The following is a 20595-nucleotide window of genomic DNA, read 5'->3' on the forward strand; positions in this document are numbered from 1 at the left end:
ACCCTTCCTCTTGCTTAATAAATGAACATTGCATCGCCAAAGCTGAAGAACCGGTACTGCTGCTTAATCGCTTCTTCATATGCGGCGAGAATCAGCTCCCGGCCAGCCAAAGCGCTTACCAGCATGACCAAGGTTGACTTGGGCAGATGGAAATTGGTGATCAGTGCATTAACGACAGTGAATTCATAACCCGGATAGATAAAAATATCCGTCCAGCCACTGCATGCCTCAATCGGCCCGCCCTGGTATTGTCTGCCAACGGTCTCCAGGGTCCGGCATGAGGTTGTGCCTACAGCTATTATTCTTCCGCCCCTTGCTCTGGCTTCATTAAGCACATCCGCCGTTGCCTGGGACAGCTCGAAATACTCGGCATGCATGACATGCTCTTCCACAGTCTCGACAGACATCGGACGGAAGGTCCCGAGACCAACATGAAGTGTGACATAGACGATATTCACACCGATGGCTGCAATCTGCTCCAGCAGCTCGGTGGTGAAATGCAGTCCGGCTGTCGGCGCTGCCGCCGAGCCTTCATGCCGGGCATACACGGTCTGATACCGCTCACGGTCATCCAGGGTTTCCTTGATATAAGGAGGAAGCGGCATGGAGCCGAGCCTGTCCAGAATCTCCTGGAAAATCCCCTGATAGATGAAGCGGAGTGTCCGCCCGCCCATATCTGCTTCATCTTCAATCACGGCACGAAGCTCTTCACTGAAGACAATGACCGCGCCGGTCTTCAGCTTCTTGCCGGGCTTCACCAGCGCCTCCCAGCGGTCCCCTTCGAGATTCTTAAGCAGCAGGACCTCCGCCTTGGCTCCGGTATCTTCCTTGACTCCGAACAGTCTGGCGGGAATAACCCGTGTATCATTAAGTACTAGCGTATCGCCCGGGCGGAACTGCCCCAGTATATCCGTGAAATGACCGTGGTCCAGTTGCCCGCTCTCCTTGTCTACCAGCAGCAGTCTGGATGAACTGCGGTCGGCAAGCGGAGTCTGGGCAATCAGCTCCTCCGGCAGATTGAAATCATAAAGTTCAACATTCATAATAGGATCTTCATTCCTTAATTCTTAATTATAGTAACGTTATTAAAATAGTGTTGCAATATTTGCTTATAATCATACCCTTTGTCGGCCATTCCCTTCACGCCCCATTGAGACATGCCGAGTCCGTGCCCGTAACCCCAGCCGATGAAATAGAAGCCCGGACTGCCGGTCACGACTCTTGCGGTCTGATCCGCGCCCATCACGACCGTACCGCTGCCGCTGGACGTCACTTGGCCCGAGGCAGACAGCACTCCGGCTGAGCTGGTGCTGCCGATAGCAGCTGTAGAGCCGTCAGCGCCTAATACAGTATAACTTCCGGCAGGTACAATATCAAACAAGGTGCTAGGCAATCCTCCGAAGGAGGAACGGAACAGATCCGGGTACTTCACCTGCAGGATCTGGCCGTTCGCCTTGACCTCCACTGCTCTTCCTGATGGCCCGCGCCGGGTAACCTCCAGAGTGGTTATAGAAGAGGGCAGAGTGCCGCTGGTCTTGCCGGCCAGGCTCTTCAGCAGTTCGGCTGAAGAATACGGACCTTTGATCCAGCTGTAGCTGCCGGATTCATAGACCTGATTCAGCACTACGGCGTTCTGTCCGGGATTCAGCTTGCCTGCCGGAGCAGCACTGCTGTCAACGACAGGCAGCGGCCGGATATTCACATCCTTGGCAGTGGCTGTGGCAATGGGGAGCCCTGCGGCTGTCTTGCTGCCTGTTAATTTGATGTTATCTTCCCGGGCATAGCCGGAGACGCCGCTGTCCAGCAGTACATAGTACCACTTCTTAGCAGAGCCCACCGCAGCCACATCCTCTGCGCTGGCCACACTGGCATAGTTGCCGCCGCTGTTCCATACTTCCGACGGGTCAGCCGTAACGCCGCCGCTGTTCGAGGAGAATACCGCCTCTACGACCTTGCCGCCGCTCTGCAGCACTTCACCTGCAGTGGCATCGACCGCCTTGATGATTGTGGGTGCTTCTGCACCGATTCCGTTATAGACCTGACTGAGCGTTGTATCCACCACATTGGCAACATCGAAGCGGTTCCCTTGGGACAGCGCGTAGCTGCGCGCCGCTACAGCCTGAGCCTTCAGCGCTTCTTCCGGCCAGCCGGAGGATACCTCTCCCCCCACAACCGCATACAAATATTGCTCCAGCGGAACCACGTTAATGACAGACAATGAACCATTCAGATTTCCAAGCTCCATATCGCCCCGATAGATCCGCTTGGATCGCTCGGTTAGCATAATTCCCTTCTCATTGCCGGATAGGATGAACTTTGCGTCACTTCCGGATAACAGATAATGGAATGCCTGGACTTCGCTGTTGAAATCGAGCCCTGCGTCCATACGGATCATTACTCCGGGTGCACCCGGAGCCACAGGCGTTAGAGCAAGCTGAGGAAGCAGCACAGCTGCCGAAGCAGAGACCGCCGCAAGCTCGCTGTCACTTGACGCCTCGCCTACCCATACCTCGGTACGCGCACTGCCGCCCTCACCGGATATGAATACCGGCCAGGCATCTAAGCCGGCAGTGGTCAGGCTGCCCACTACCGCCTGGGCTTCCTCGAGTGTAGCGTAGGTGCCCGCAGACAGATGCTTGGTTCCGGCCACCGCAGGGGTCTGCCCCTCAGGAATTGCCAGACCGGCCTTGAGGACTGCGTTCAGCCCGTTATTGGCTGCACTCTCACTGGCGTAACCTCCGGTATATAGCTGATATACCTTGGCACCGCCTCTGGCAGCCATGAAGATCTGCGGCTTATTGGAAGAAGACTGGAGCTTCTTCGCCGCATCCGCAGCGGTCTGCCAGCTTGGCGTCTCCAGCACCTTCACCCGGTACCCGTCGAGACTGACACGGACCTTGTTCTGGGCCGGAACCGACAATAACGGGCTGCCGCCGGCTGCCGGAAGCAGGCTGAAGCTCTGCTCGGACTGCAGGGTTACCAGCGGTACGGTAGATTTATATTTGCTGCCAATATCGGCATACAGTGCAACCCGGATCGACCCGCCGGAATCGGCGCGGGCGTGATCTGCCGGAATGAGCAGACTGCCTGCTGCAAGCAATGCAGCCAGCGCCCCCCGGCCCAGCAGCCCGATTCCTGTTGTTGTCCACTTCGCAAGTTTCATTGTAGGCCTCCTAAAAAGTATTAATGATACATCCACTTCGGTTTGTAGCCCAAACAATACGTAAGATGTTGTACTATGGGCAGGATTCTCAATAATCAGTTCTGCTGCGGGGGAAGCGGAAGGCCAAGATGATGATACGCTGCAGGCGTAACAATACGCCCGCGAGGCGTGCGCTGCAGGAAACCGATCTGCAGCAGATAAGGCTCGTATACATCCTCAATGGTCTGGCTCTCTTCGCCTATCGTAGCGGCGATGGTATCCAGTCCGACAGGCCCGCCCCGGAAGGAGCTGATCATGGATTGCAGCATCTTATGGTCGATGCTGTCCAGTCCCCGGGGGTCCACCTGGAGCATCTTCAGCGATTCAGCAGCAATCTCCGGGGTGATGATTCCGTCGCCCCGGACCTGGGCATAATCGCGTACCCGCTTCAGAAGACGGTTGGCAATCCGCGGTGTACCCCGGGCCCGCAAGGCAATCTCTTCCGCTGCATCGCCCAGAATCTCGATGCCCAGCAGTTCAGCGTTGCGCGCCACGATGAAGCTCAGTTCATCGATGGTGTAATACTCCAGCCGGCTGACCACTCCGAAGCGGTCACGCAGCGGAGCAGACAGCAGTCCCGCACGTGTCGTCGCCCCAATAAGCGTGAAGGGCGGCAGGTCCAGCCGGACTGACCGTGCGCTTGGCCCCTTGCCGATCATGATATCCAGCGCGAAATCCTCCATTGCCGGATACATGACCTCCTCCACCGTCCGGTGCAGACGGTGAATCTCGTCAATGAACAGCACATCGCCTTCCTGAAGGTTCGTCAGCAGCGCCGCTAGATCTCCGGGCCGTTCAATGGCCGGGCCGGAGGTGGTCCGCAGATTCACTCCCAGCTCGTTGGCAATAATATTGGCCAGCGTCGTCTTGCCGAGACCCGGAGGCCCGTACAGCAGGACATGATCCAGTGCTTCACTGCGCATCTTGGCCGCTTCTATATATATTTTCAGGTTCTCTTTCACCTGGTTCTGGCCGATATATTCACCCAGATAACGGGGACGCAGACTTAATTCCACCGCCTGCTCGTCCATCATCAGATTAGCCGATATAATCCGGTCATCCATTCTTCCTCACTCCGTTCTTCAGGGACCTATTTGGCGGTATACAGCAGCCCCAGCGCCTTCTTCATCAGCACATCCACCGGTCCGGTATCCGTGCCTTCCTGCTTCATCTTCAAGTGCACCCGGTCCAGCTCAGTATCGGTGTAACCGAGCGCCTTCAGCGCATCTCTGGCTTCTTCCCACGGGAGCGCCTCCGCCTTGCTCTGCGCTTCAGCCGCTACTGCGAACAATCCCGTCTGCAGGGCCGCCCCGCCGAATCCGTCCAGCTTGTCCTTCAGATCCAGAATCATCCGCTGCGCCGTCTTCTTGCCAATCCCCGGCAGCTTCGTCAGGAAGGTGATATTCTCCTGATAGATGGCCGCGATCAGCTGATCCGGCGTTCCGCCGGTCAGAATGCCCAGCGCAACGCGCGGGCCGATGCCGGATACCTCAATCAGCTTGCGGAACAGGCGCTGCTCCTCGCGTGAAGGGAATCCGAACAGAAGCGTAGCATCCTCGCGGGTCTGATAATGAATGAACACAGTCACCGGACCCTCAGTCTTGGCAAAAGCGTACGGATTCGGGCAGAATACCCGGTACCCCACGCCCTGCACATCCAGCACAACGTATTCCGGCTCCAAATGTGCAACCGGTCCTCTAAGAAAATCTATCATTTTCGCAATACCTCATTTAATTTGGAATTAAGACTCACGGAATGGGCATGGCATACCGCCACCGCCAGCGCATCCGCCACATCATCGGGCTTCGGCACAGCCGTCAGCTTCAGCAGCAGCTTAACCATCTCCTGCACCTGCTTCTTCTCTGCCTTGCCGTAACCGACTACAGCCTGCTTCACCATCATCGGGGTGTATTCTGCCACCGGAAGCCCGCGCTGCACGGCTGCCAGAATCAGCACCCCGCGTGCCTGCGCCACCGGTAAGGCTGTAGTCACATTGCGGCTGAAGAACAGCTTCTCTACCGCTACTGCGTCCGGCTTATATTTATCAATCAGCTGCACCATGCCTTCATAGACATGCAGCAGACGCTCTTCTTCCGGGGTATGTGCCTCTGTCTGGATGCAGCCGTATTGGACCGGTGTTAATTTGTTGCCGACCTTATCGACAAAGCCAAAACCGACAATCGCCAGCCCCGGATCAATCCCCAAAATACGCAAAGTCCTTCTCTCTCCTCTATGCCCGGGCGGATACTCCGGCCCTAAAGCGAACATATGTATTCCTTCCACCCATTATAGCAAAAAAAATTCCCCGGGAGACAAAAAGTTTGTCCCCGGGGAAATGAAACATGCATAACACAACAAAGACCCGCAGGCCACCTTCGCGCCCGCGAGTCCTCATGCTGCTAACTCTATAGTCTCTCCCTCACTCCGCATGCATCACCTGTTCAGAGGAATCACGAGCATAGTCACTGAAGGTGGAGAGTACGCTGTTGTACTCCTCCAGATCCTGCACCCGGATGCCCTGATGAAGCTGCTCCCAGATGCCCTTGGGCAGAGAGGATTTGATGGAGCCCATGTCCATCTGGAAAAAGGTCTTCATGACCCGCTCCGCCTCGGGCGGGCCTTGGAACAAGGTCAGATTGCCCTGCTCGTCCACCCCGAAGTAGGCTTCTTTTTTGGTTAGCGGCGACAGATCATTGACCCGCTGCTCCAGCCACAGGTCCCCTTCCCGGCTGAGCCAGCCGCTCCAGCCTGCATGCCGGACAATCAGCTCGCTAAGCTGAGCCGGAGTCTGCTTGCCGGGCAGGGTCTGCACCTCTTCACCGGCTACATAGAGGGTCTTAAGATGCACCGTTCTGCTGACGGCTTCCTTGCCCACAGCCTTCAGCAGCTCTTGACTGTTCATCACGGCGGCATCCTCTTCAGCATCATCGTCTGTATGGTTATATACGGCGGTTACAGCCGGTAAGCTGCTTCCGGGTTCCAGATTCTGCACTGCGCTTCCGCTCAGGAATGACGAAGATTTAAGCAGCGTACTGATCTCTTCCGGAACCTGCATGCCGCGCCAGGCGAGCAACGTCAGCACGAGGCATGCCGCACCTACCCAGGGAGCTTTTTTCCAGCGTCTCCACCGCCGCCACAGTTGTTTTTTCAGGCGAAAAGCATTCACGTTAATCCCTTCATTCTGGTTTTTTCCTATTGTGACCTGTGAAGGGATCATTTATGCGTAAATGCTTGAAATTCATCCCAGCATGGATTCAATCCGTGAGCTGGGGATTCTCAATGGCCCCAAGGAACAGCACGACTCCGCTCTGCGTGTCCCGGATCATGAACAGGAAGGGCCGATTGACGTTCATTTCAAAGGGCGGGTCTACAGGGGGCGCCGATCCGGCACGCATAGCAATTACAGTGGAAGCCGCCGCCTCCGTTCCCCGCTCGTTCACATCGATATAGGTTTTGTGGATGACCTGTTCAAAATAGATCGGGCTGTCCAGATCCGACATAAGAGAGAAATCACCATGGCTCGGATCAAAAGCAAGCTTCACCCCCAGCGCCTGCAGCGCCTTGGAGAGCTCTGTACCATAGCTGGCCGTGAACCTTGGCAGCAGCAGCATCCCCCGGGAACTGGAGAAACCCTTATCCAGCAGCAGGGTCCCCTGCTCCAGTTGACCCACAAGCTCCGCGAGCGACGATTGCTCACCCGGAAGGGCCACTACCATCTCCATCTGTCCCTCTCCGTAGGGAAGCTTAACCGCCTGCCAACCCTCATGAGCTGCATACTCGAACATACCGCTCCGCTTCATCATCATCACCTGCACTGCCGGTCCGTCCGGAGGATAAAAGTCCGCCTGCTTCGTAGCCTGTTCCTCGAACACATCTCTCCAGGCACCTTGGAAATACAGCGCATTGACAAGGACAGCAACAGCCTGAGGTCCGGGCGGCTCCGTGAGCATCTCCTGAATCTTGTCCCCCGTATGGTCTGCCACCCATCCGTTAATCTCCTTCACAGACTTCTGTGCCGCCAGGTCCGTAGTCTTAATCTGCGCATCATAGAAATCCTTACCGGTCTTGAGATAGTTCCTGCGCAGCGGCAGGCCCTTCATACCCCAGACTGAATTCGCGATCTTCAGCTCCACGCCTGCTCCCCCATCATTCAAGAGCTTCATTAATGACTGCTGGCCGGTATTCAGCTGCTGCCGTTCGTCCGGGGTATAGCCGAGCAGCTTCCCCAGCTCCTCTGCCGTCTCTCCGGCACTGCCGTTATAGGCCAGGGCCAGAGCGGCAGCGGCACTGTACGGGGATATCGTCAGGTTCCCGCTCCCCTGCTTCCATAACTGGCTGAACAGCTTCACGCCCAGCCCGTTGCTGCTGTCAGCCAGACCTGAATCGAGCTTAGCTGCCGCAGCCTGTCTCTCCGCGTAATTCATGCCCGAACCTCCTTCACTGCAGCCGCCCAAGAGCAGCACGGCCAGTATAAGTGTCGATAATCTTTTGCCCATGCTAAGCCCTCCCTAAATTTCTCCGTAGCCTCTCTACCAAATGACGCTGCAGATTGGGAAAAGTTGCAAATTCTTAGCGGCAGGCTTACAAAATTGCTATTCATTATATTGAAGGCTTATCTTTCTATGCCATCATTTGCTATACTCTATATTAACGAAAAAAGTTAAAAACTAAAACAAAGGGGATATCCTTGATGATTATTCAGCCAAAAACACGCGGCTTTATCTGTACAACAGCTCACCCGGAGGGATGTGCCGGACAAATACAGGAACAAATCGATTATGTACGGTCCCAAAAGAAGCTTACCGGCCCGGTGAACGTGCTGGTCATCGGCGCTTCCACAGGCTATGGACTGGCTTCGCGGATTGCCGCTGCCTTTGGCGCAGGCGCGAACACCATCGGCGTCTTCTTTGACAAGGCTGCTGAAGGCACCCGCACCGCTTCCGCAGGCTGGTACAATTCTGCTGCCTTTGAACGTGAAGCGGCCAAGCAGGGGCTGAAATCCTTCAGCATCGTCGGCGATGCCTTCTCGAATGAAATCAAGACCAAAACAATCGAGCTGATCAAGGCCGAATTCGGCACCGTTGATCTGGTTGTGTACAGCGTAGCCTCCCCGCGCCGCACCCATCCGGTAACCGGAGAAGTGTTCTCCTCGGTGATTAAGCCGGTAGGCCAAGCCTATTCGAACAAGACGATGAACTTCCACACCGGAGAGGTCTCCACCGTTACCATTGAACCGGCTACAGAGGATGAAGTCCGCCAGACCATCGCCGTGATGGGCGGGGAAGACTGGGGCATGTGGATCAGCCAGATGCAGGAGGCCGGTGTGCTTGCTGAGGGAGCAACTACCGTAGCGTACTCTTATATCGGACCCAAGATTACGCATCCTATCTACAAGGACGGAACTATCGGCCAGGCGAAGAACCATCTGGAGCAGACCGCCATTGCCTTGAACGAGCAGCTATCCGCCACCGGCGGCCGGGCCTTCGTATCCGTGAATAAGGCACTGGTTACCCAATCCAGCTCTGCGATCCCGGTGGTGCCGCTGTATATCTCCGCCCTGTACAGAGTCATGAAGGAGAAAGAGCTGCACGAGAACTGCATCCAGCAGATGTACCGTCTGTTCGCAGACCATTTGTATAACGGCGGTGAAGCGGCTGCGGACGGCAGCCACCTGATCCGTATTGACGACTGGGAGATGCGCGAGGATGTGCAGATCGAGGTCATGAGACGCTGGAATGAGCTGGAGACGGATAATGTGCCTGAGCTGGCGGATCTGGCAGGCTATCAGGACGACTTCTTCCATCTGTTCGGCTTCCGTACCGAAGGCGTAGACTATGAAGCTGAGACAGACCCTGCCGTAGAGATTCCTAATATGGTATAAAAGCTTGACGTTTGCTGTACGCAGCGCAAGAAAGCCGCCCCCTCCCGGGAGCGGCTTCCTTTGCGTTCTATCCAGCCTGTGGCGCGGCCTGCGCCACGAATTGTCACAGCCGCGCCAGCCTATTCGTCCCGGAGCCGCTTCTGGTACAGCACCACAGACACAAGCGTCAGCACGGCTGTCCACGCCGCAATAATCAGAAGAGGCGGCCACACCTCTCCCGCCGAATAACCGGCTGGGCTCAGGTTCAGCAAGTGCACCAGCTGGCTGCTTGGCATGTAATCCAGCACCCCGAACACCGGATAATCCTTCGCCAGTACGGCACCCCAAGGTGCGCCCATGAAGATGAAGGCTACCGGGATGATCGATAAGGACGCATCCAGTAAGGTTTTGGAATAGAGACCGCAGATCGTCCCGGCTGCCGTGTAGAGAACAATGGAAAGAACGATCGCAGCTACGAATACCCCTATATTTGCAGGCTCATAGCCAAACAATAGTGTAGAAATGGCGAGAACCACCGTCGACATGACAAAGACCAGACTGCTTTTACCCATCAGCACATCCATTGTTGTAGCCGGTGTCAGCATGAGTGTACGCAGCGTGTTGCGCTCCTTCTCTTCCGCAATCAGGCAAGCTTGGGCGAAGCAGGTCAGTAGAACAAACGAGCTGTTGAACAGAAATCCGGCAGCTCCCGGCAAGGATGCACCTGCGCTTTTGAACAGCACCGCAAACAGAATCGGAAACAGCAGCATAATGGACAGCGCATAATTGCGCGAGAATTCCTTATAATCCTTCACAAAGATCGCGCTGGCCCGCTTATAGGAGATGTTCATAGCAGCTCACTTCCCGTCATTTTGATAAAAATATCACCCAGGCTAGGTTCCTTCGTCTCTACCCGTTCAATGAGTCCCCGCTTCATCCAATCCGCGATCCGGTCCGCCGTGTCCCCATCCACCGGAAGCTCATAAGCCTCTCCGCTGGTCAGCTCCACCCGGATCAGGTTCTCGCGGTGCTGCCGCTTCAGCTCCCTTGGTGAGCCGATGGTCTGGATGCGTCCCTGATAGAGAATTGCTACACGGTTACAGAGCAGCTCCGCCTCCGCCATATCATGCGTGGTGATGAAGATGGTGGTCCCCTTCTCATTCAGATAACGTAAGCCTTTATAGATATGCGCTGAATTCACAGGGTCCAGTGCCGAGGTCGGCTCATCCAGGAACAACAGCTCCGGCTCATGGATAATGGCGCAGGCCAGCATCACCCGCTGACGCATCCCTTTGGACAGCGTATTTGTTTTCTTCTTGCGATCACTGCTTAAATTAACGAATTGCAGCACCTGCTCCACCGCAGAGCGGGGAAGATCGTACAGCTTCCGGTACAGCTCCAGATTCTCCTCGATGGACAACCGCTCGTACAGGCCGCTGTTATCGGTCAGAATGCCAAAACGCATCTTCTGGGCCGACTGCTGCATCTCCTCCGCCGGCTGATCGAATACTTTGGCCACTCCGCCTGTCGGCTTCAGCTGTGCAGTCAGAATCTTAATCAAGGTGGTTTTGCCTGCACCACTCGGACCGAGGAACCCAAAAATCTCCCCTTTTGGAATACTGAAGGACACCTCTGTCAGCGCATCTCTCGCCCCGAAGGTCTTGCGGACCTGTTCTACCTGAATAACCGCCATCTCACCACATCCTTATGTTGTTGATGACTTAACGTTATCCAGAATTCAGCCTTTCAGCCACCAAAACCGGGTGAATTGTACCCATTCCGGCCTGAACGGTACCTCTTACAGCTTAAGCAGCGCCTTAAGTTCCTGCAATTTGGAGCGGGATAACGGAACCACGGCCTCCTTGCCGGTGTTCAGCCGCAGACTGTAGCTGTTCTTCGTCCAGGTAATGATCTCACGTACCTTTTGCAGATTGACGATGTAGGAACGGTGGCACCGGAAGAAGCCGAAATTCAGCAGCCGCGCTTCAAGCTGGGTCAAGGTCAGGGCACAGTCATAATGCTCGCCGCCGACATGTACCAGGATTGAGCCTTCTACACTTTCAATAAAATCAATCTCGGGCGGATCAAATAAAATCACCTTATCCTCCCGTTTGGTCGAGACCTTCTGCAAGGTGATGTTGGCCTCATCCTGCTTCACTGCCTCCTGCTTCTCCTCTTCCGAATCGCGGATATCCAGCTGATGAAGCCCGGACCCGCTCAGCCGGTAAATGACATCACACGAGATCAGCGCATCCTCCAGATTCGAGGTCAGAATGAGTATCCTTTTCTGCTGCGACAGGTCATCCAGTATCCGCTTCAGCTGGCGGCGGTCCTGCTCCTCCAGATAGAAATACGGCTCCTCCAATACGAGCGTGGACTGATGGGCGAAAAAGGCCCGCAGCAGGGTCACATACACCCTTTTCGAAGAGCTGAGCTGCATCAATCTGACCTTACGTTCCTCCTTCAGCGCAAAATAATCAGTTAACACAGCCGCCCGCTCCTCCCGTCCCGACATTCGGATCAGAAACGAGATTAGCTCCTCTACCGTCAACCGCATATATTCGTTCTGCCCGGCCCACGACAAATAATTGCCGGATTCCCGGGACAATTGCTCCATTAATAACTGCTTGCGCCTCAAATCTGTGATAATACCAACCGAAGGGCTCGCAGACAGATCAAGCTCAAGCTTCGGCATAATTAATTCTCCGTCTTCATATATAGGTTGAAATTGCATATCTTCCTCCCGCTCCAGACTCTCTAGGATATATAATGCAATTATAGAGTTATGCTATGTATTTGTCAGGTACGGCCACTATCAATGCTCAGGAAGGCGGATTTCTGCGATGGGACTGCATGCTCAAGGTTTTATCATCTCTTTACTCGTATTACTGCCGAATCTAATATTCATATTCTTCCCGCCCCGGAGTGTTCCCGGCTCCCTGGACTCCGTCCCGCTGGTCTTCACGCTCCTGGAGCGGGCAGGTCAGATCACCTGCTTCATGATGCCCATTCTTTTCGGCCGAATGATTGCTGCTGAGCCCCTGGGAGTATCCGCCATACTGATGGCACTCTGCATGCTGGTGTACTATGGCTGCTGGGTGCGCTATTACCGGAGCGGGAGAGCTTTTGCGGTGCTGTTCAAGCCCTGGCTGGGTATCCCCGTTCCGATGGCCGTCTTCCCGGCCCTCTACTTCCTGCTGCTTGGCGTATGGCTCCAGTCCTGGTTATTCGTTGTTCCGGCCTGTCTGTTCGCCACCGGTCATTTAGTCAACAGCTGGAGCGTCTACGGGCAGGTCCGTTCATAGCAGATCCGCAATATAACTATAGTTCTGTGCAACAAACCTACAGCTTGATCGGCTTATAATATGGTTAAGCACACTATAGCGATATGATGGAGGTTATGGCGGGTATGATGAACTGGGAGCAGACGATTGAGCAGACGCTTACGACTACGCGGCTTAATGTGAAGCGATTTGGAGAGGGTTATCCGATTGTAAGTATGGGGGACGGCAAATACCATCTGACCGACCACACCAACTGGACGGAGGGCTTCTGGTCCGGCATTCTGTGGCTAAGCTATGAATACAGCCAGGACCCGGAGATTCATGCCGCCGCCATCCAGGCGACAGATTCCTTCAGCGGGCGCATGCTGGACGGGCAGGCGCTGGATCACCACGATATCGGCTTCCTGTACTCGCTCTCGGCCAAGGCCCGCTGGATTGCAGACAAGGATGAAGCCTCGCGTCTGCTCGCTCTTCAGGCAGCGGACCAGCTGATGAAGCGCTGGCGCCCCGGTCCGCAGCTGTTACAGGCTTGGGGACCCGAGGGCGATGAAGACAACGGCGGGCGGATCATCATCGACTGCCTGATGAATCTTCCGCTCCTCTGCTGGGCCAGCGAACAGACCGGCGACCCGGTCTATGCCAGGGCTGCCCGTATTCACGCCGAGACAAGCCGCCGCTTCCTGGTGAGGGGCGACGACTCTTCTTACCATACCTTTTATTTCGACCAGCAGACGGGGGATGCCCTTCGCGGGGGGACGGCGCAGGGGTATCAGGACGGCTCCACCTGGACACGGGGCCAGGCCTGGGGCGTCTACGGCTTCGCTCTCGCTTACCGCAGCTTCCAAGATCCGCATTATCTTGAAACCTCCAAAAGAATGGCCCGCTACTTCGTGGAGCATCTCCCCGCCGATCATGTGGCCTATTGGGATTTCGATGCCCCGCAGCAGGAAGGCACCCCGCGCGACAGCTCCGCTTCCGCCATCACCGTATGCGGTCTCTTGGAGCTGCTGGAGCATCTGCCGGAGAATGATCCGGACCGGGACTATTTCAGGGACGCCGTGAACAAATCCATGGACTCGCTGATCAATCACTACTTCACCGCAGGCCACCCATTAGAAGAGGGATTTCTGCGGCACGGCTCCTATTCCGTCAGAGGCAACGCCTCCCCGGATGACTTCATGATCTGGGGCGATTATTTCTTCCTGGAGGCGCTGCTGCGTCTTGCGCGGGGTGTACCGGGGTATTGGTATGAGCGGGGGGACAGTTGAAACGAAGCAGCATCCGCTGATTCATATTGCCAGAAGCCCGGGGTCTATAAAAAATTCCGGTCTCCGATTAGTCCCAGTTGCTTGGCCTTCACTGTAGCCTCGGAACGGGAATGGACGCCGAGCTTCTCGAACACCCGGGTCAGATTATACTCTACGGTACGCTGGCTCATCAGCAGCTTACTGGCAATGTCCTTATTGCTGCGGCCTTCCGCCACCTCCTGCAGAATCTCCTGCTCCCGCTCGTTAATAGAGATGTCTTCCATCTGCTGCTCATCATGGGAGGCAGACACCCGCATGTCACTGCGGCGAAGCTGCCTGAGCAGGCTGACAGGAATGACGGATTCTCCCCGGAGCGCACAGCGGATGGCGGTAAGCAGCTGTTCTCTGCTCGCTGTTTTACTGACGATGCCAGAGACCCCGGCTTCCACCAGAATGTTGAAGTTCGAGCTGATTTCGTAGCCCGTATAGATCAGAATCCGAAATTCCGGGTTGATGCCGATCAGTCTCTTGGTCAGCTCAAGTCCGCTCAGCACAGGGATATTCAGATCAAACAGCATCAGGTCGTATTCCCCCGATGCAGCCATTTCCAGCGCCTCCGGTGAACTGTACGACACGGTTACGTCCATTTCGGGGTCCTGCTCGATCATAGTTTTGGTCCCTTCGCAGACCGATGGATGATCGTCAACCAGTAATATACGAATCATCATCATAACCTCCCTCTTCAATGCCGGCTGCCAGCGGAAGCACAAGCCGTACTTCAAATCCCTGATCCGGCGCCGATACAAATTTGATCTCGCCGTCCAGACTCCGCACACGCTCCTGAATACCGGATATCCCCATATGGCCGAATGAATCCTTAAGCTCCTTGAGATCCAGCCCTCTCCCGTTATCCTTATAATAGAAGTATAATCTCCCGCTATGGGATTCCAGCGACAATATGATATGTGAGGCCTTGGCATGTTTGTCAGCATTTCTGAGCAGCTCCTGAACGATGCGGTACACCGCCAGAATCTGGACATCATCCATTTCTATGGTATCAGGTTCCGTCTGAAGCTCCACCGTGTAGTCGGAACGGATCTGCTCCTGCTGAATCAACTGCTTCAAGGCTTCCACAATGCCCATCTCCATTAACAGCGGCGGCCTAAGCTCATTACAGGTCTGCCGGATCTGGTGTATGACATCCAGCAGCCCCTCCTTAATCTGATCGAGCTGCACGAGAAGGCCCGGCTCCATCGGATAATCCAGCATCAGCGACTCCAGCTTGCGGTACCAGATCAATTGGTCCTGAAGCGCTGCATCATGCAGGTCGGAGGCCAGCCGGCGGCGTTCGTTCTCGGACAAGGTGAAGATCAGACGCAGCACCCATGGCGGCGCCAGCGCATTACGGTTCTTGATTTCACCCTCCAGATTCTCAATCAGTCCCGCTACGAGATACAGATTCTCATAGATTATACTGCTGTAATGCGCTATGGTTTTCAGCCAGTTTTTTTCAGCATAGTTAAAGCTCGTGTAATTGGTTTTGTCATCGATCCAGAGAATATGCCGGGCGGGGCCATAATTTCCAATCACCAGGCAGATCCCCCGGTACATCCGGGTCATTTCACCAACAGCAAGACCATTTACCGCCTGCTCCAGGTCCCGCTCAATCTGGGGATCGGCTCTCCCGTCACTGGTAACACTAACCTGACTCTGCTCATCCCCGCGCGTAATCTCCAAAAAAGAAACATTGCGGACCGGCAGCACCAGTAGGGTCTCCCGCTCCAGAATCTGCTCCAGATCCGAGCGCTTCATCACCTTCGAGATCCGTTTGGCGAAACGGTCAATGCTCCCCTGGAAATCCTGCAAATCCTTCATGAAATACGGGCGCAGCCGGTAATCCATCAGTTCCTTGAAGAACAGGAACAGCGTAATCATCAGATAGATAGCCAGAAAAATTTGAACCCAGACAATCCAGCCGTACGGATTCTGGTGAATCAGCAGCCCCATCACCCCAAGGATCAGCAGCGCGGGAACCAGCGAAAGCGCCGTATAATAAAATAGCCGGTTAAGCAGAAAATCAATATCAAACAGTCTATGGGTAACAAAAAGATAGAAGTATACGACAGGAATCGCATATACAAAGATCGCGGTCATTTCTGCAGAAATAAACGTCACGCCAAACAGCCCCGGCAGAGCGTTAAACAGCAGGAACGGTGAAAAAGCTACGGTATGCGCCGTCAAGGCAAACTTGAACAAGGTATGCAGCTCACCCGTCCGGTGCTTGCGGAAGCCAGAGATCAGCTTATAGACAATCAGGAAATTGGCGGCTACAAAAAAGATCAGCAGCGTCTGGGTTTCGAGCGGATGAATCCGCCGCGTCAGCGCCACATCCAGAAACATCAGCACACTCACCAGAGCTGCACAGGCATACATCACTTTCAGAACGGCTCTGGACAGGAACGGCTCCTTGAACCGCATAAGATAGACCTGCATAAAGTGGACGAAAAAAACGGGAACGACAGCGAAGCTGGTACCCAGGCATACTCTCCCTACCTTATCCGCCATCCCCGAGGGCGTTGAGCTGAAGTAGCTTAACCCGATACTGAGAAAGAACAGGATAAGCTGCAGCGCAGCCCGGTCATTCCGCTTTTTGCGGTATACGTATACGGAGAACCCGAAGAGCAGCAGCAAAGAAATGCCGGGGATCAGCAGGCGGAAGATCAGCTCATGCGCAGACAAGCCCGGCTCCACTTCCATGCTGGTGGTCACCGAATTTCCCTCCGGTCCCGTATGCTCAATAACGAGTGAATCCACATTCTCAATACTGTTATATTTGCGGATCGTCTCCAGAAGCAGCGGATCCTCCCCATTAGCCTGAAGAACCGTATCTCCGGGGTGAATTTTTTGCTCGCTCCAGCTGCCTGCTGCAACGCTGGTTACCGTAACCCTGCCTTGCGGCGTTAACTTCACATCGATGCCTATCACAGGACGGGATAGAATCACATAGGCCAAATACATGGCCAGAAGGATAAACAGGGACAGGCCCGCTATAATTTTGGGATGATGGCTAGATAGTTTAGGCAATGAGACAAGCCTCCAGGAATATATTGTAAGCTCTTAACACCAGTACATCTCTCTAAGAAGAGTCTGGCCATGATCTTTATCGCGGCTGTTCATCACATCCATCAGCGCCCGCTCTTCCAGCGCAGACATTCCGGCAAGCTGGAACTGTCCGCTCTGTAGCTGCATCAGGGACCCCGGCTCTTGTACCAACTTGCGAATGATTTCTTGTAACATAATCTGCTCCCCCTTATTATTGGCTCGTTTCTTCTTCCTGCAACCAATATATCAGGTTCTCTCCCTGAGCAAAACGACATTGTGGCCCGTAATTACCGCCAATCTGTTACGGTATTCCGCATGCGGTATTACGGGGTTCCGTGAGCTACATTGCGGCCTCAATAATGAGATCCCGCCATTTGGAGTCCAGCTCCATACGGTTAATGACATCCAGGAACCGGTAATAATGCGAACGCATCCGCACCGAGGTATACAGTTGGGTGCCCGTACGTTCCACAGCCTCGCCGAATTCGGCGAACCGGTGCAGCACATCCTCCGGCTCCAGGCCGCCGGCAAAGTATTCTGCAATCCACCTATCGTTCTCCCCGATCTCCGCAAGCAGGAACAGCAGAGGCAACGTCCGCTTGCGGCGGATGAAATCATTTTTGCCTTCCCAGTTCAACAGATCCCGGTAGTCATTCTTAATCTGGGCAGCAATTCCGATCTCTTCGGCATATTCGGCTACGCGCTGATCCGCACTTCCTGTAGCCAGAATTACACCGGTCATACAGGCACACACAAGGAGCGCCGCTGACTTCTGCCGCACCATGATGAGGTAATCCTCTTCGGTCTCCATTTCATTCAACAGGTCAAGCGTCTGTCCGTTAATCGCTGCGAGTAGCTGATTATTGAATAATGCTGCAATGCTCCTGGCGTGTTCGTCAGGCATGTCGCTATCCATCAGCACTTCCTGGGAGAGGCTGAGGAAGCCGAGGGCTAGATTAAGAGCGATCTCCTTTGGCATCTGGCACCACGGCATATCCGCATGATCCTCATCCTGTATATCATCGATGATATCAAGCGCCAGAATCATCATTTCCACGGCGGCAGCCGCTTTATAGATCCCGGAATCCTCCCCGCCGAACATCCGGTAGTGCAGAAGGGTCATTTTGCCAAACAGCAATGATTCTGAACACTTCATATTGATGGCCGCCTGGGCAGCTTCGTGCAGCAGCTTCACCCGGAAATACCGGTCGATCTGAGTCTGAAATTCGGACATGACATTTCCCATAAAATACTCCATGAACCGTCCCCCGCATCTGCGTCTATCATCTTCTGCTTCTCATGGTTCATTTTAATAGATACCGTCCGAGAATTCCATTGTTTTCCTGTAAAAGAAACCCTCTCATTCTCTATTTTTGACATTGGCAGTGAGCGGAACGCGGGGAAATGAGGCTGGTATAATGCTTTGCACTGGCATCTAATATCATTTTACGCTCATGTACATTAGAGAGGAGCGTAATGTAGGAGCTGTAATGATCGACGAGCGCGCGCAGGAATTCGTCCTCCAGCACAGCAGACCGTTCCCCTGCCAGGGGGCCTGTCCACCGGATATGATAGGTCTCAAGCCTGTCGATCAGGCAGTCGAAGCAAAAGGAGGGATGCAGCGCATACACCGGCCCGATCTCCGTAATCTCCCCTTCGGCCACCCGGCAGAGAAATATAGTATCCCTGCGTGTCAAGTCAACCTCCTCTCGCAATCTCCGCAGCTGCGAGGGATCACTGTACATGACGAGATGATGCTGCGGGGCATTCTCATCCTTGATTAACGGTGCCGCAGCATAAGCAAAGGGGACAGCTGCTCCGGCATAACGGATGACCCGAATCTCGGAGCGCAGATACCCGCGGGTCAGTACGAGTGATAATGCATACGGGTCAACGTCGGCATCCACACCCGCGAACATCTCTTTGAAGCGCTCAAGCACCGCCAGATGGACAGGGTCCACCAGGATGCCATTCTCATACAGCCGCCCCGCTCCCTTGGAATCGGCAGAGAGCTGACGGTCTTCAAGCACCCGCTTCAGCCGCACCGGATCACGGTGGGAGATCGTGTAGAGCGGGCTGGTCCGGCGGTAGCAGTTCATGACCTGAAGCGTATCTTCTGCTGCCTGCAGCTCAAAAAAAGCATTCAACATGTCCTTCTCCTCCTTCGTTTAGCCTAGCACTATGCCATACACACAGTGCTGGTATTTATGCTCCCTTAGCAGCAGAAGCTCCTCTACCTTGTCCGCAAAATACCCGCAGATCGGCAGCGTATTCTTGTCCATTGCGGTGCTGATCAGCTGTACATTCTGGGCAATATGGCCGGCTTCGAGCAAGGCAAGCTTATAGGCCAGACGGCCGTATTTCTTGAAGCTGTATGTTAAATCCGCCATGAAGAACAGCAGAATGGACGCGCCCTCCAGCGCCAGACTTCTCGCATCCGTCTTGTACAGGGTCATGGGGAACAGATGCTCCAGTTCTTCCGGCGGCAGTGCGCTGCGGAAACGGTACAGCTCTTGCTGCAGCGGCGCATAATAATACACACCGTCCTCAAGCCCTTCCACTCCACGGATATACATGTACAGCTTGATAGAATACATCGCACCGCCCGAAGGGTAGGTCCGCATGGAGATCTGCTTGCCTGCATGATGACTTCCCATATGCCGGTCCTCACCGCGCGGTCCGGCGGACCAGCTCAGCATGGCAGCCAGCTCGTCCAGCGACCAGGACGCCCCCATCTGGCCCAGCAGTGTAGATCTGCGCTTCAGCAGCAGCTTGTCGAGCCGTACCTCATATTTCTCCGGCAGGGACGGGCCGCGCTCCAGACTGACCATGTCCAGGTATTCCTCCAGCGGGACTTCATTGCCGGGGAACTCGTAGTTGTCCAGCGGCCGCTGGTTGAATCGCCAGGCCACAGAGCGTGGCTCCTCCCCGGCTATTTCCTCGAACAGCAGATCATAATCATAGAACTCGGATATCTGATTATGGGATGGTAACATTTGAACCCACCTCCTGATTGATTGTGAGACTCCAGAGCGTCCGGTACAGCGCATATTCATATTCAGGACTAATTCCGCAGCGGTTGTTCAGCATATGCAGGTGCGAATACAGGATGGATCTTATCCGCTGTTCATTCTGCTCCGCTGCTGCAATGGCAGCATAGCCGTCCAGCAGAGCATTCCGCAGGCAACGGTAATTACCCTGGCTCCATAGCAGACTATCCACTGAATCCCGCCAGTCGGGGTGCGCCGTACACCAGCGGGCAAGCTTGGATGTAAGCTCCATGTCGCCGAGCTGATACAGCCGCTGCCAGCTCTCCGCACTCTTGCGGTAGAAGGAATGGACCTCCCCCAGGCGGGGAATTCGGGTAAAGAAACTCTCCGCAAGCTCTTCCAGCACCCGCATTCCCGTAAGCAGGCGCCGGGTGAAGGTGCTGCCTGCCGTCAGCTCCAAGATACCGGCGGCCAGCCTGCTGGACTCCATGAACAGAGATTCCGTCAGCGGCATCAGTGAAGCACCGCCGTATCGCTCAACTTCCGGTTCATACAGCTTACTGATGATCTCGCCTTCCTCATACCAGTCCAGATTCTGCAGCTCAAGCGGCTCCCCGTCGAATTTATGGCCCTGGAAATATTCTTCCTTGCTCAGCTTGCGGATCGAGGGATAGCGCTGAATATATGCTCTCACCTTGTCAAACAGCTCTTCTTCGCCAAGCTCTCCATCCATCAGATACCGCACCCGGATATGCGGGCCGTCTTCCCAATATCTCAGAAAGAACCATTTCGAGATTCTTCCCCTGGCCGCGAGCCGCTCAAGCTGTTCGGCCAGCAGCAGAATCAGTCCGTCATAGCCCGGCTGGAACTGATAATACACCCTGTAGCTTTTCCACGTTTGCATAAATAC

At 54.8% G+C, this 20595-nt stretch carries 20 protein-coding genes; 3 read left to right on the plus strand and 17 right to left on the minus strand.

What is annotated here, in order from left to right; genetic code table 11:
- Positions 1-14: 14 nt before the first annotated feature.
- The 7 genes from queA to C173_RS30270 form a co-directional block, all read right to left on the minus strand.
- Positions 15-1043, minus strand: coding sequence for a tRNA preQ1(34) S-adenosylmethionine ribosyltransferase-isomerase QueA (queA, locus tag C173_RS30240; RefSeq protein WP_036732367.1), 1029 nt, complete (start codon positions 1041-1043; stop codon positions 15-17).
- 17 nt (positions 1044-1060) lie between these two features.
- A complete protein-coding gene (locus tag C173_RS30245; protein ID WP_051478659.1) occupies positions 1061-3163 on the minus strand; it encodes a SpoIID/LytB domain-containing protein in 2103 nt (700 codons plus the stop codon).
- A gap of 95 nt (positions 3164-3258) precedes the next feature.
- On the minus strand, positions 3259-4266 hold the full coding sequence (ruvB, locus tag C173_RS30250) for a Holliday junction branch migration DNA helicase RuvB (RefSeq protein ID WP_036732369.1): 1008 nt from the start codon (positions 4264-4266) through the stop codon (positions 3259-3261).
- A gap of 26 nt (positions 4267-4292) precedes the next feature.
- Positions 4293-4916: a Holliday junction branch migration protein RuvA gene (gene ruvA, locus C173_RS30255; protein WP_036732371.1), complete on the minus strand. Its 624-nt coding sequence runs from the start codon at positions 4914-4916 to the stop codon at positions 4293-4295.
- Positions 4913-5416: a crossover junction endodeoxyribonuclease RuvC gene (ruvC, locus tag C173_RS30260; RefSeq protein WP_036690559.1), complete on the minus strand. Its 504-nt coding sequence runs from the start codon at positions 5414-5416 to the stop codon at positions 4913-4915. Before ruvC ends, ruvA begins: the two co-directional genes overlap by 4 nt.
- A gap of 205 nt (positions 5417-5621) precedes the next feature.
- Positions 5622-6368, minus strand: a complete 747-nt coding sequence (locus C173_RS30265) for a BofC C-terminal domain-containing protein (RefSeq protein WP_036732373.1) — start codon at positions 6366-6368, stop codon at positions 5622-5624.
- Positions 6369-6456: 88 nt separating this feature from the next.
- The gene (locus tag C173_RS30270) at positions 6457-7698 is read right to left on the minus strand and encodes a serpin family protein (RefSeq protein WP_036732376.1); all 1242 of its coding nucleotides are present in this window, start codon (positions 7696-7698) and stop codon (positions 6457-6459) included.
- A 194-nt stretch (positions 7699-7892) separates the two neighbouring features.
- Between C173_RS30270 and fabV the strand changes: the two genes are divergently transcribed.
- Positions 7893-9083, plus strand: coding sequence for an enoyl-ACP reductase FabV (gene fabV, locus C173_RS30275; protein ID WP_036732378.1), 1191 nt, complete (start codon positions 7893-7895; stop codon positions 9081-9083).
- A gap of 119 nt (positions 9084-9202) precedes the next feature.
- Here fabV and C173_RS30280 read toward each other — a convergent pair whose 3' ends face one another.
- From C173_RS30280 to C173_RS30290, 3 genes are all read right to left on the minus strand, one after another.
- Positions 9203-9913, minus strand: coding sequence for an ABC transporter permease (locus C173_RS30280; RefSeq protein WP_036732380.1), 711 nt, complete (start codon positions 9911-9913; stop codon positions 9203-9205).
- A complete protein-coding gene (locus C173_RS30285) occupies positions 9910-10755 on the minus strand; it encodes an ABC transporter ATP-binding protein (protein WP_036732382.1) in 846 nt (281 codons plus the stop codon). Before C173_RS30285 ends, C173_RS30280 begins: the two co-directional genes overlap by 4 nt.
- Positions 10756-10860: 105 nt before the next feature.
- Positions 10861-11796 carry a LytTR family transcriptional regulator DNA-binding domain-containing protein gene (locus tag C173_RS30290; protein WP_051478662.1) on the minus strand — a complete coding sequence of 312 codons (936 nt, stop codon included), beginning with the start codon at positions 11794-11796 and terminating at the stop codon, positions 10861-10863.
- Between the two features lie 109 nt (positions 11797-11905).
- On the opposite strand from C173_RS30290, the gene C173_RS30295 reads away from it, so the two are divergent.
- Positions 11906-12367, plus strand: a complete 462-nt coding sequence (locus C173_RS30295) for a hypothetical protein (RefSeq protein WP_051478664.1) — start codon at positions 11906-11908, stop codon at positions 12365-12367.
- A 104-nt stretch (positions 12368-12471) separates the two neighbouring features.
- Positions 12472-13614 carry a glycoside hydrolase family 88 protein gene (locus C173_RS30300; protein ID WP_036732386.1) on the plus strand — a complete coding sequence of 381 codons (1143 nt, stop codon included), beginning with the start codon at positions 12472-12474 and terminating at the stop codon, positions 13612-13614.
- A gap of 44 nt (positions 13615-13658) precedes the next feature.
- On the opposite strand, the gene C173_RS30305 is transcribed toward C173_RS30300, so the two are convergent.
- The 7 genes from C173_RS30305 to C173_RS30335 form a co-directional block, all read right to left on the minus strand.
- Positions 13659-14318, minus strand: a complete 660-nt coding sequence (locus tag C173_RS30305; RefSeq protein ID WP_036732388.1) for a response regulator — start codon at positions 14316-14318, stop codon at positions 13659-13661.
- Positions 14296-16677 carry an ATP-binding protein gene (locus tag C173_RS30310; RefSeq protein WP_036732390.1) on the minus strand — a complete coding sequence of 794 codons (2382 nt, stop codon included), beginning with the start codon at positions 16675-16677 and terminating at the stop codon, positions 14296-14298. Before C173_RS30310 ends, C173_RS30305 begins: the two co-directional genes overlap by 23 nt.
- A gap of 33 nt (positions 16678-16710) precedes the next feature.
- Positions 16711-16890 carry a competence pheromone ComX gene (gene comX / locus C173_RS30315; RefSeq protein WP_036732392.1) on the minus strand — a complete coding sequence of 60 codons (180 nt, stop codon included), beginning with the start codon at positions 16888-16890 and terminating at the stop codon, positions 16711-16713.
- Positions 16891-17035: 145 nt separating this feature from the next.
- Positions 17036-17953 (minus strand): polyprenyl synthetase family protein, encoded by a 918-nt coding sequence (locus tag C173_RS30320; RefSeq protein ID WP_051478665.1) that lies wholly within the window; start codon positions 17951-17953, stop codon positions 17036-17038.
- 109 nt (positions 17954-18062) lie between these two features.
- A complete protein-coding gene (locus tag C173_RS30325) occupies positions 18063-18845 on the minus strand; it encodes a hypothetical protein (RefSeq protein WP_036732394.1) in 783 nt (260 codons plus the stop codon).
- Positions 18846-18863: 18 nt separating this feature from the next.
- Positions 18864-19691 carry a SagB family peptide dehydrogenase gene (locus C173_RS30330; RefSeq protein WP_051478667.1) on the minus strand — a complete coding sequence of 276 codons (828 nt, stop codon included), beginning with the start codon at positions 19689-19691 and terminating at the stop codon, positions 18864-18866.
- Positions 19675-20589, minus strand: a complete 915-nt coding sequence (locus tag C173_RS30335; RefSeq protein WP_036732396.1) for a thiopeptide-type bacteriocin biosynthesis protein — start codon at positions 20587-20589, stop codon at positions 19675-19677. Before C173_RS30335 ends, C173_RS30330 begins: the two co-directional genes overlap by 17 nt.
- Between the last annotated feature and the right edge of the window lie 6 nt (positions 20590-20595).

Origin of the sequence: Paenibacillus sp. FSL R7-277 (assembly GCF_000517965.1) — a bacterium.
GTDB classification, from domain to species: domain Bacteria; phylum Bacillota; class Bacilli; order Paenibacillales; family Paenibacillaceae; genus Paenibacillus_AQ; species Paenibacillus_AQ silagei.

Coding starts and splice junctions, on each gene's coding strand:
- C173_RS30320 (WP_051478665.1), bottom strand. CDS start 17,953: ATGGAGTATTTTATGGGAAATGTCATGTCCGAATTTCAGACTCAGATC.
- C173_RS30270 (WP_036732376.1), bottom strand. CDS start 7,698: ATGGGCAAAAGATTATCGACACTTATACTGGCCGTGCTGCTCTTGGGC.
- queA (WP_036732367.1), bottom strand. CDS start 1,043: ATGAATGTTGAACTTTATGATTTCAATCTGCCGGAGGAGCTGATTGCC.
- comX (WP_036732392.1), bottom strand. CDS start 16,890: ATGTTACAAGAAATCATTCGCAAGTTGGTACAAGAGCCGGGGTCCCTG.
- C173_RS30280 (WP_036732380.1), bottom strand. CDS start 9,913: ATGAACATCTCCTATAAGCGGGCCAGCGCGATCTTTGTGAAGGATTAT.
- C173_RS30300 (WP_036732386.1), top strand. CDS start 12,472: ATGATGAACTGGGAGCAGACGATTGAGCAGACGCTTACGACTACGCGG.
- C173_RS30335 (WP_036732396.1), bottom strand. CDS start 20,589: ATGCAAACGTGGAAAAGCTACAGGGTGTATTATCAGTTCCAGCCGGGC.
- C173_RS30305 (WP_036732388.1), bottom strand. CDS start 14,318: ATGATTCGTATATTACTGGTTGACGATCATCCATCGGTCTGCGAAGGG.
- C173_RS30325 (WP_036732394.1), bottom strand. CDS start 18,845: ATGTTGAATGCTTTTTTTGAGCTGCAGGCAGCAGAAGATACGCTTCAG.
- C173_RS30245 (WP_051478659.1), bottom strand. CDS start 3,163: ATGAAACTTGCGAAGTGGACAACAACAGGAATCGGGCTGCTGGGCCGG.
- fabV (WP_036732378.1), top strand. CDS start 7,893: ATGATTATTCAGCCAAAAACACGCGGCTTTATCTGTACAACAGCTCAC.
- C173_RS30295 (WP_051478664.1), top strand. CDS start 11,906: ATGGGACTGCATGCTCAAGGTTTTATCATCTCTTTACTCGTATTACTG.
- ruvB (WP_036732369.1), bottom strand. CDS start 4,266: ATGGATGACCGGATTATATCGGCTAATCTGATGATGGACGAGCAGGCG.
- ruvA (WP_036732371.1), bottom strand. CDS start 4,916: ATGATAGATTTTCTTAGAGGACCGGTTGCACATTTGGAGCCGGAATAC.
- C173_RS30285 (WP_036732382.1), bottom strand. CDS start 10,755: ATGGCGGTTATTCAGGTAGAACAGGTCCGCAAGACCTTCGGGGCGAGA.
- C173_RS30290 (WP_051478662.1), bottom strand. CDS start 11,796: ATGCAATTTCAACCTATATATGAAGACGGAGAATTAATTATGCCGAAG.
- C173_RS30330 (WP_051478667.1), bottom strand. CDS start 19,691: ATGTTACCATCCCATAATCAGATATCCGAGTTCTATGATTATGATCTG.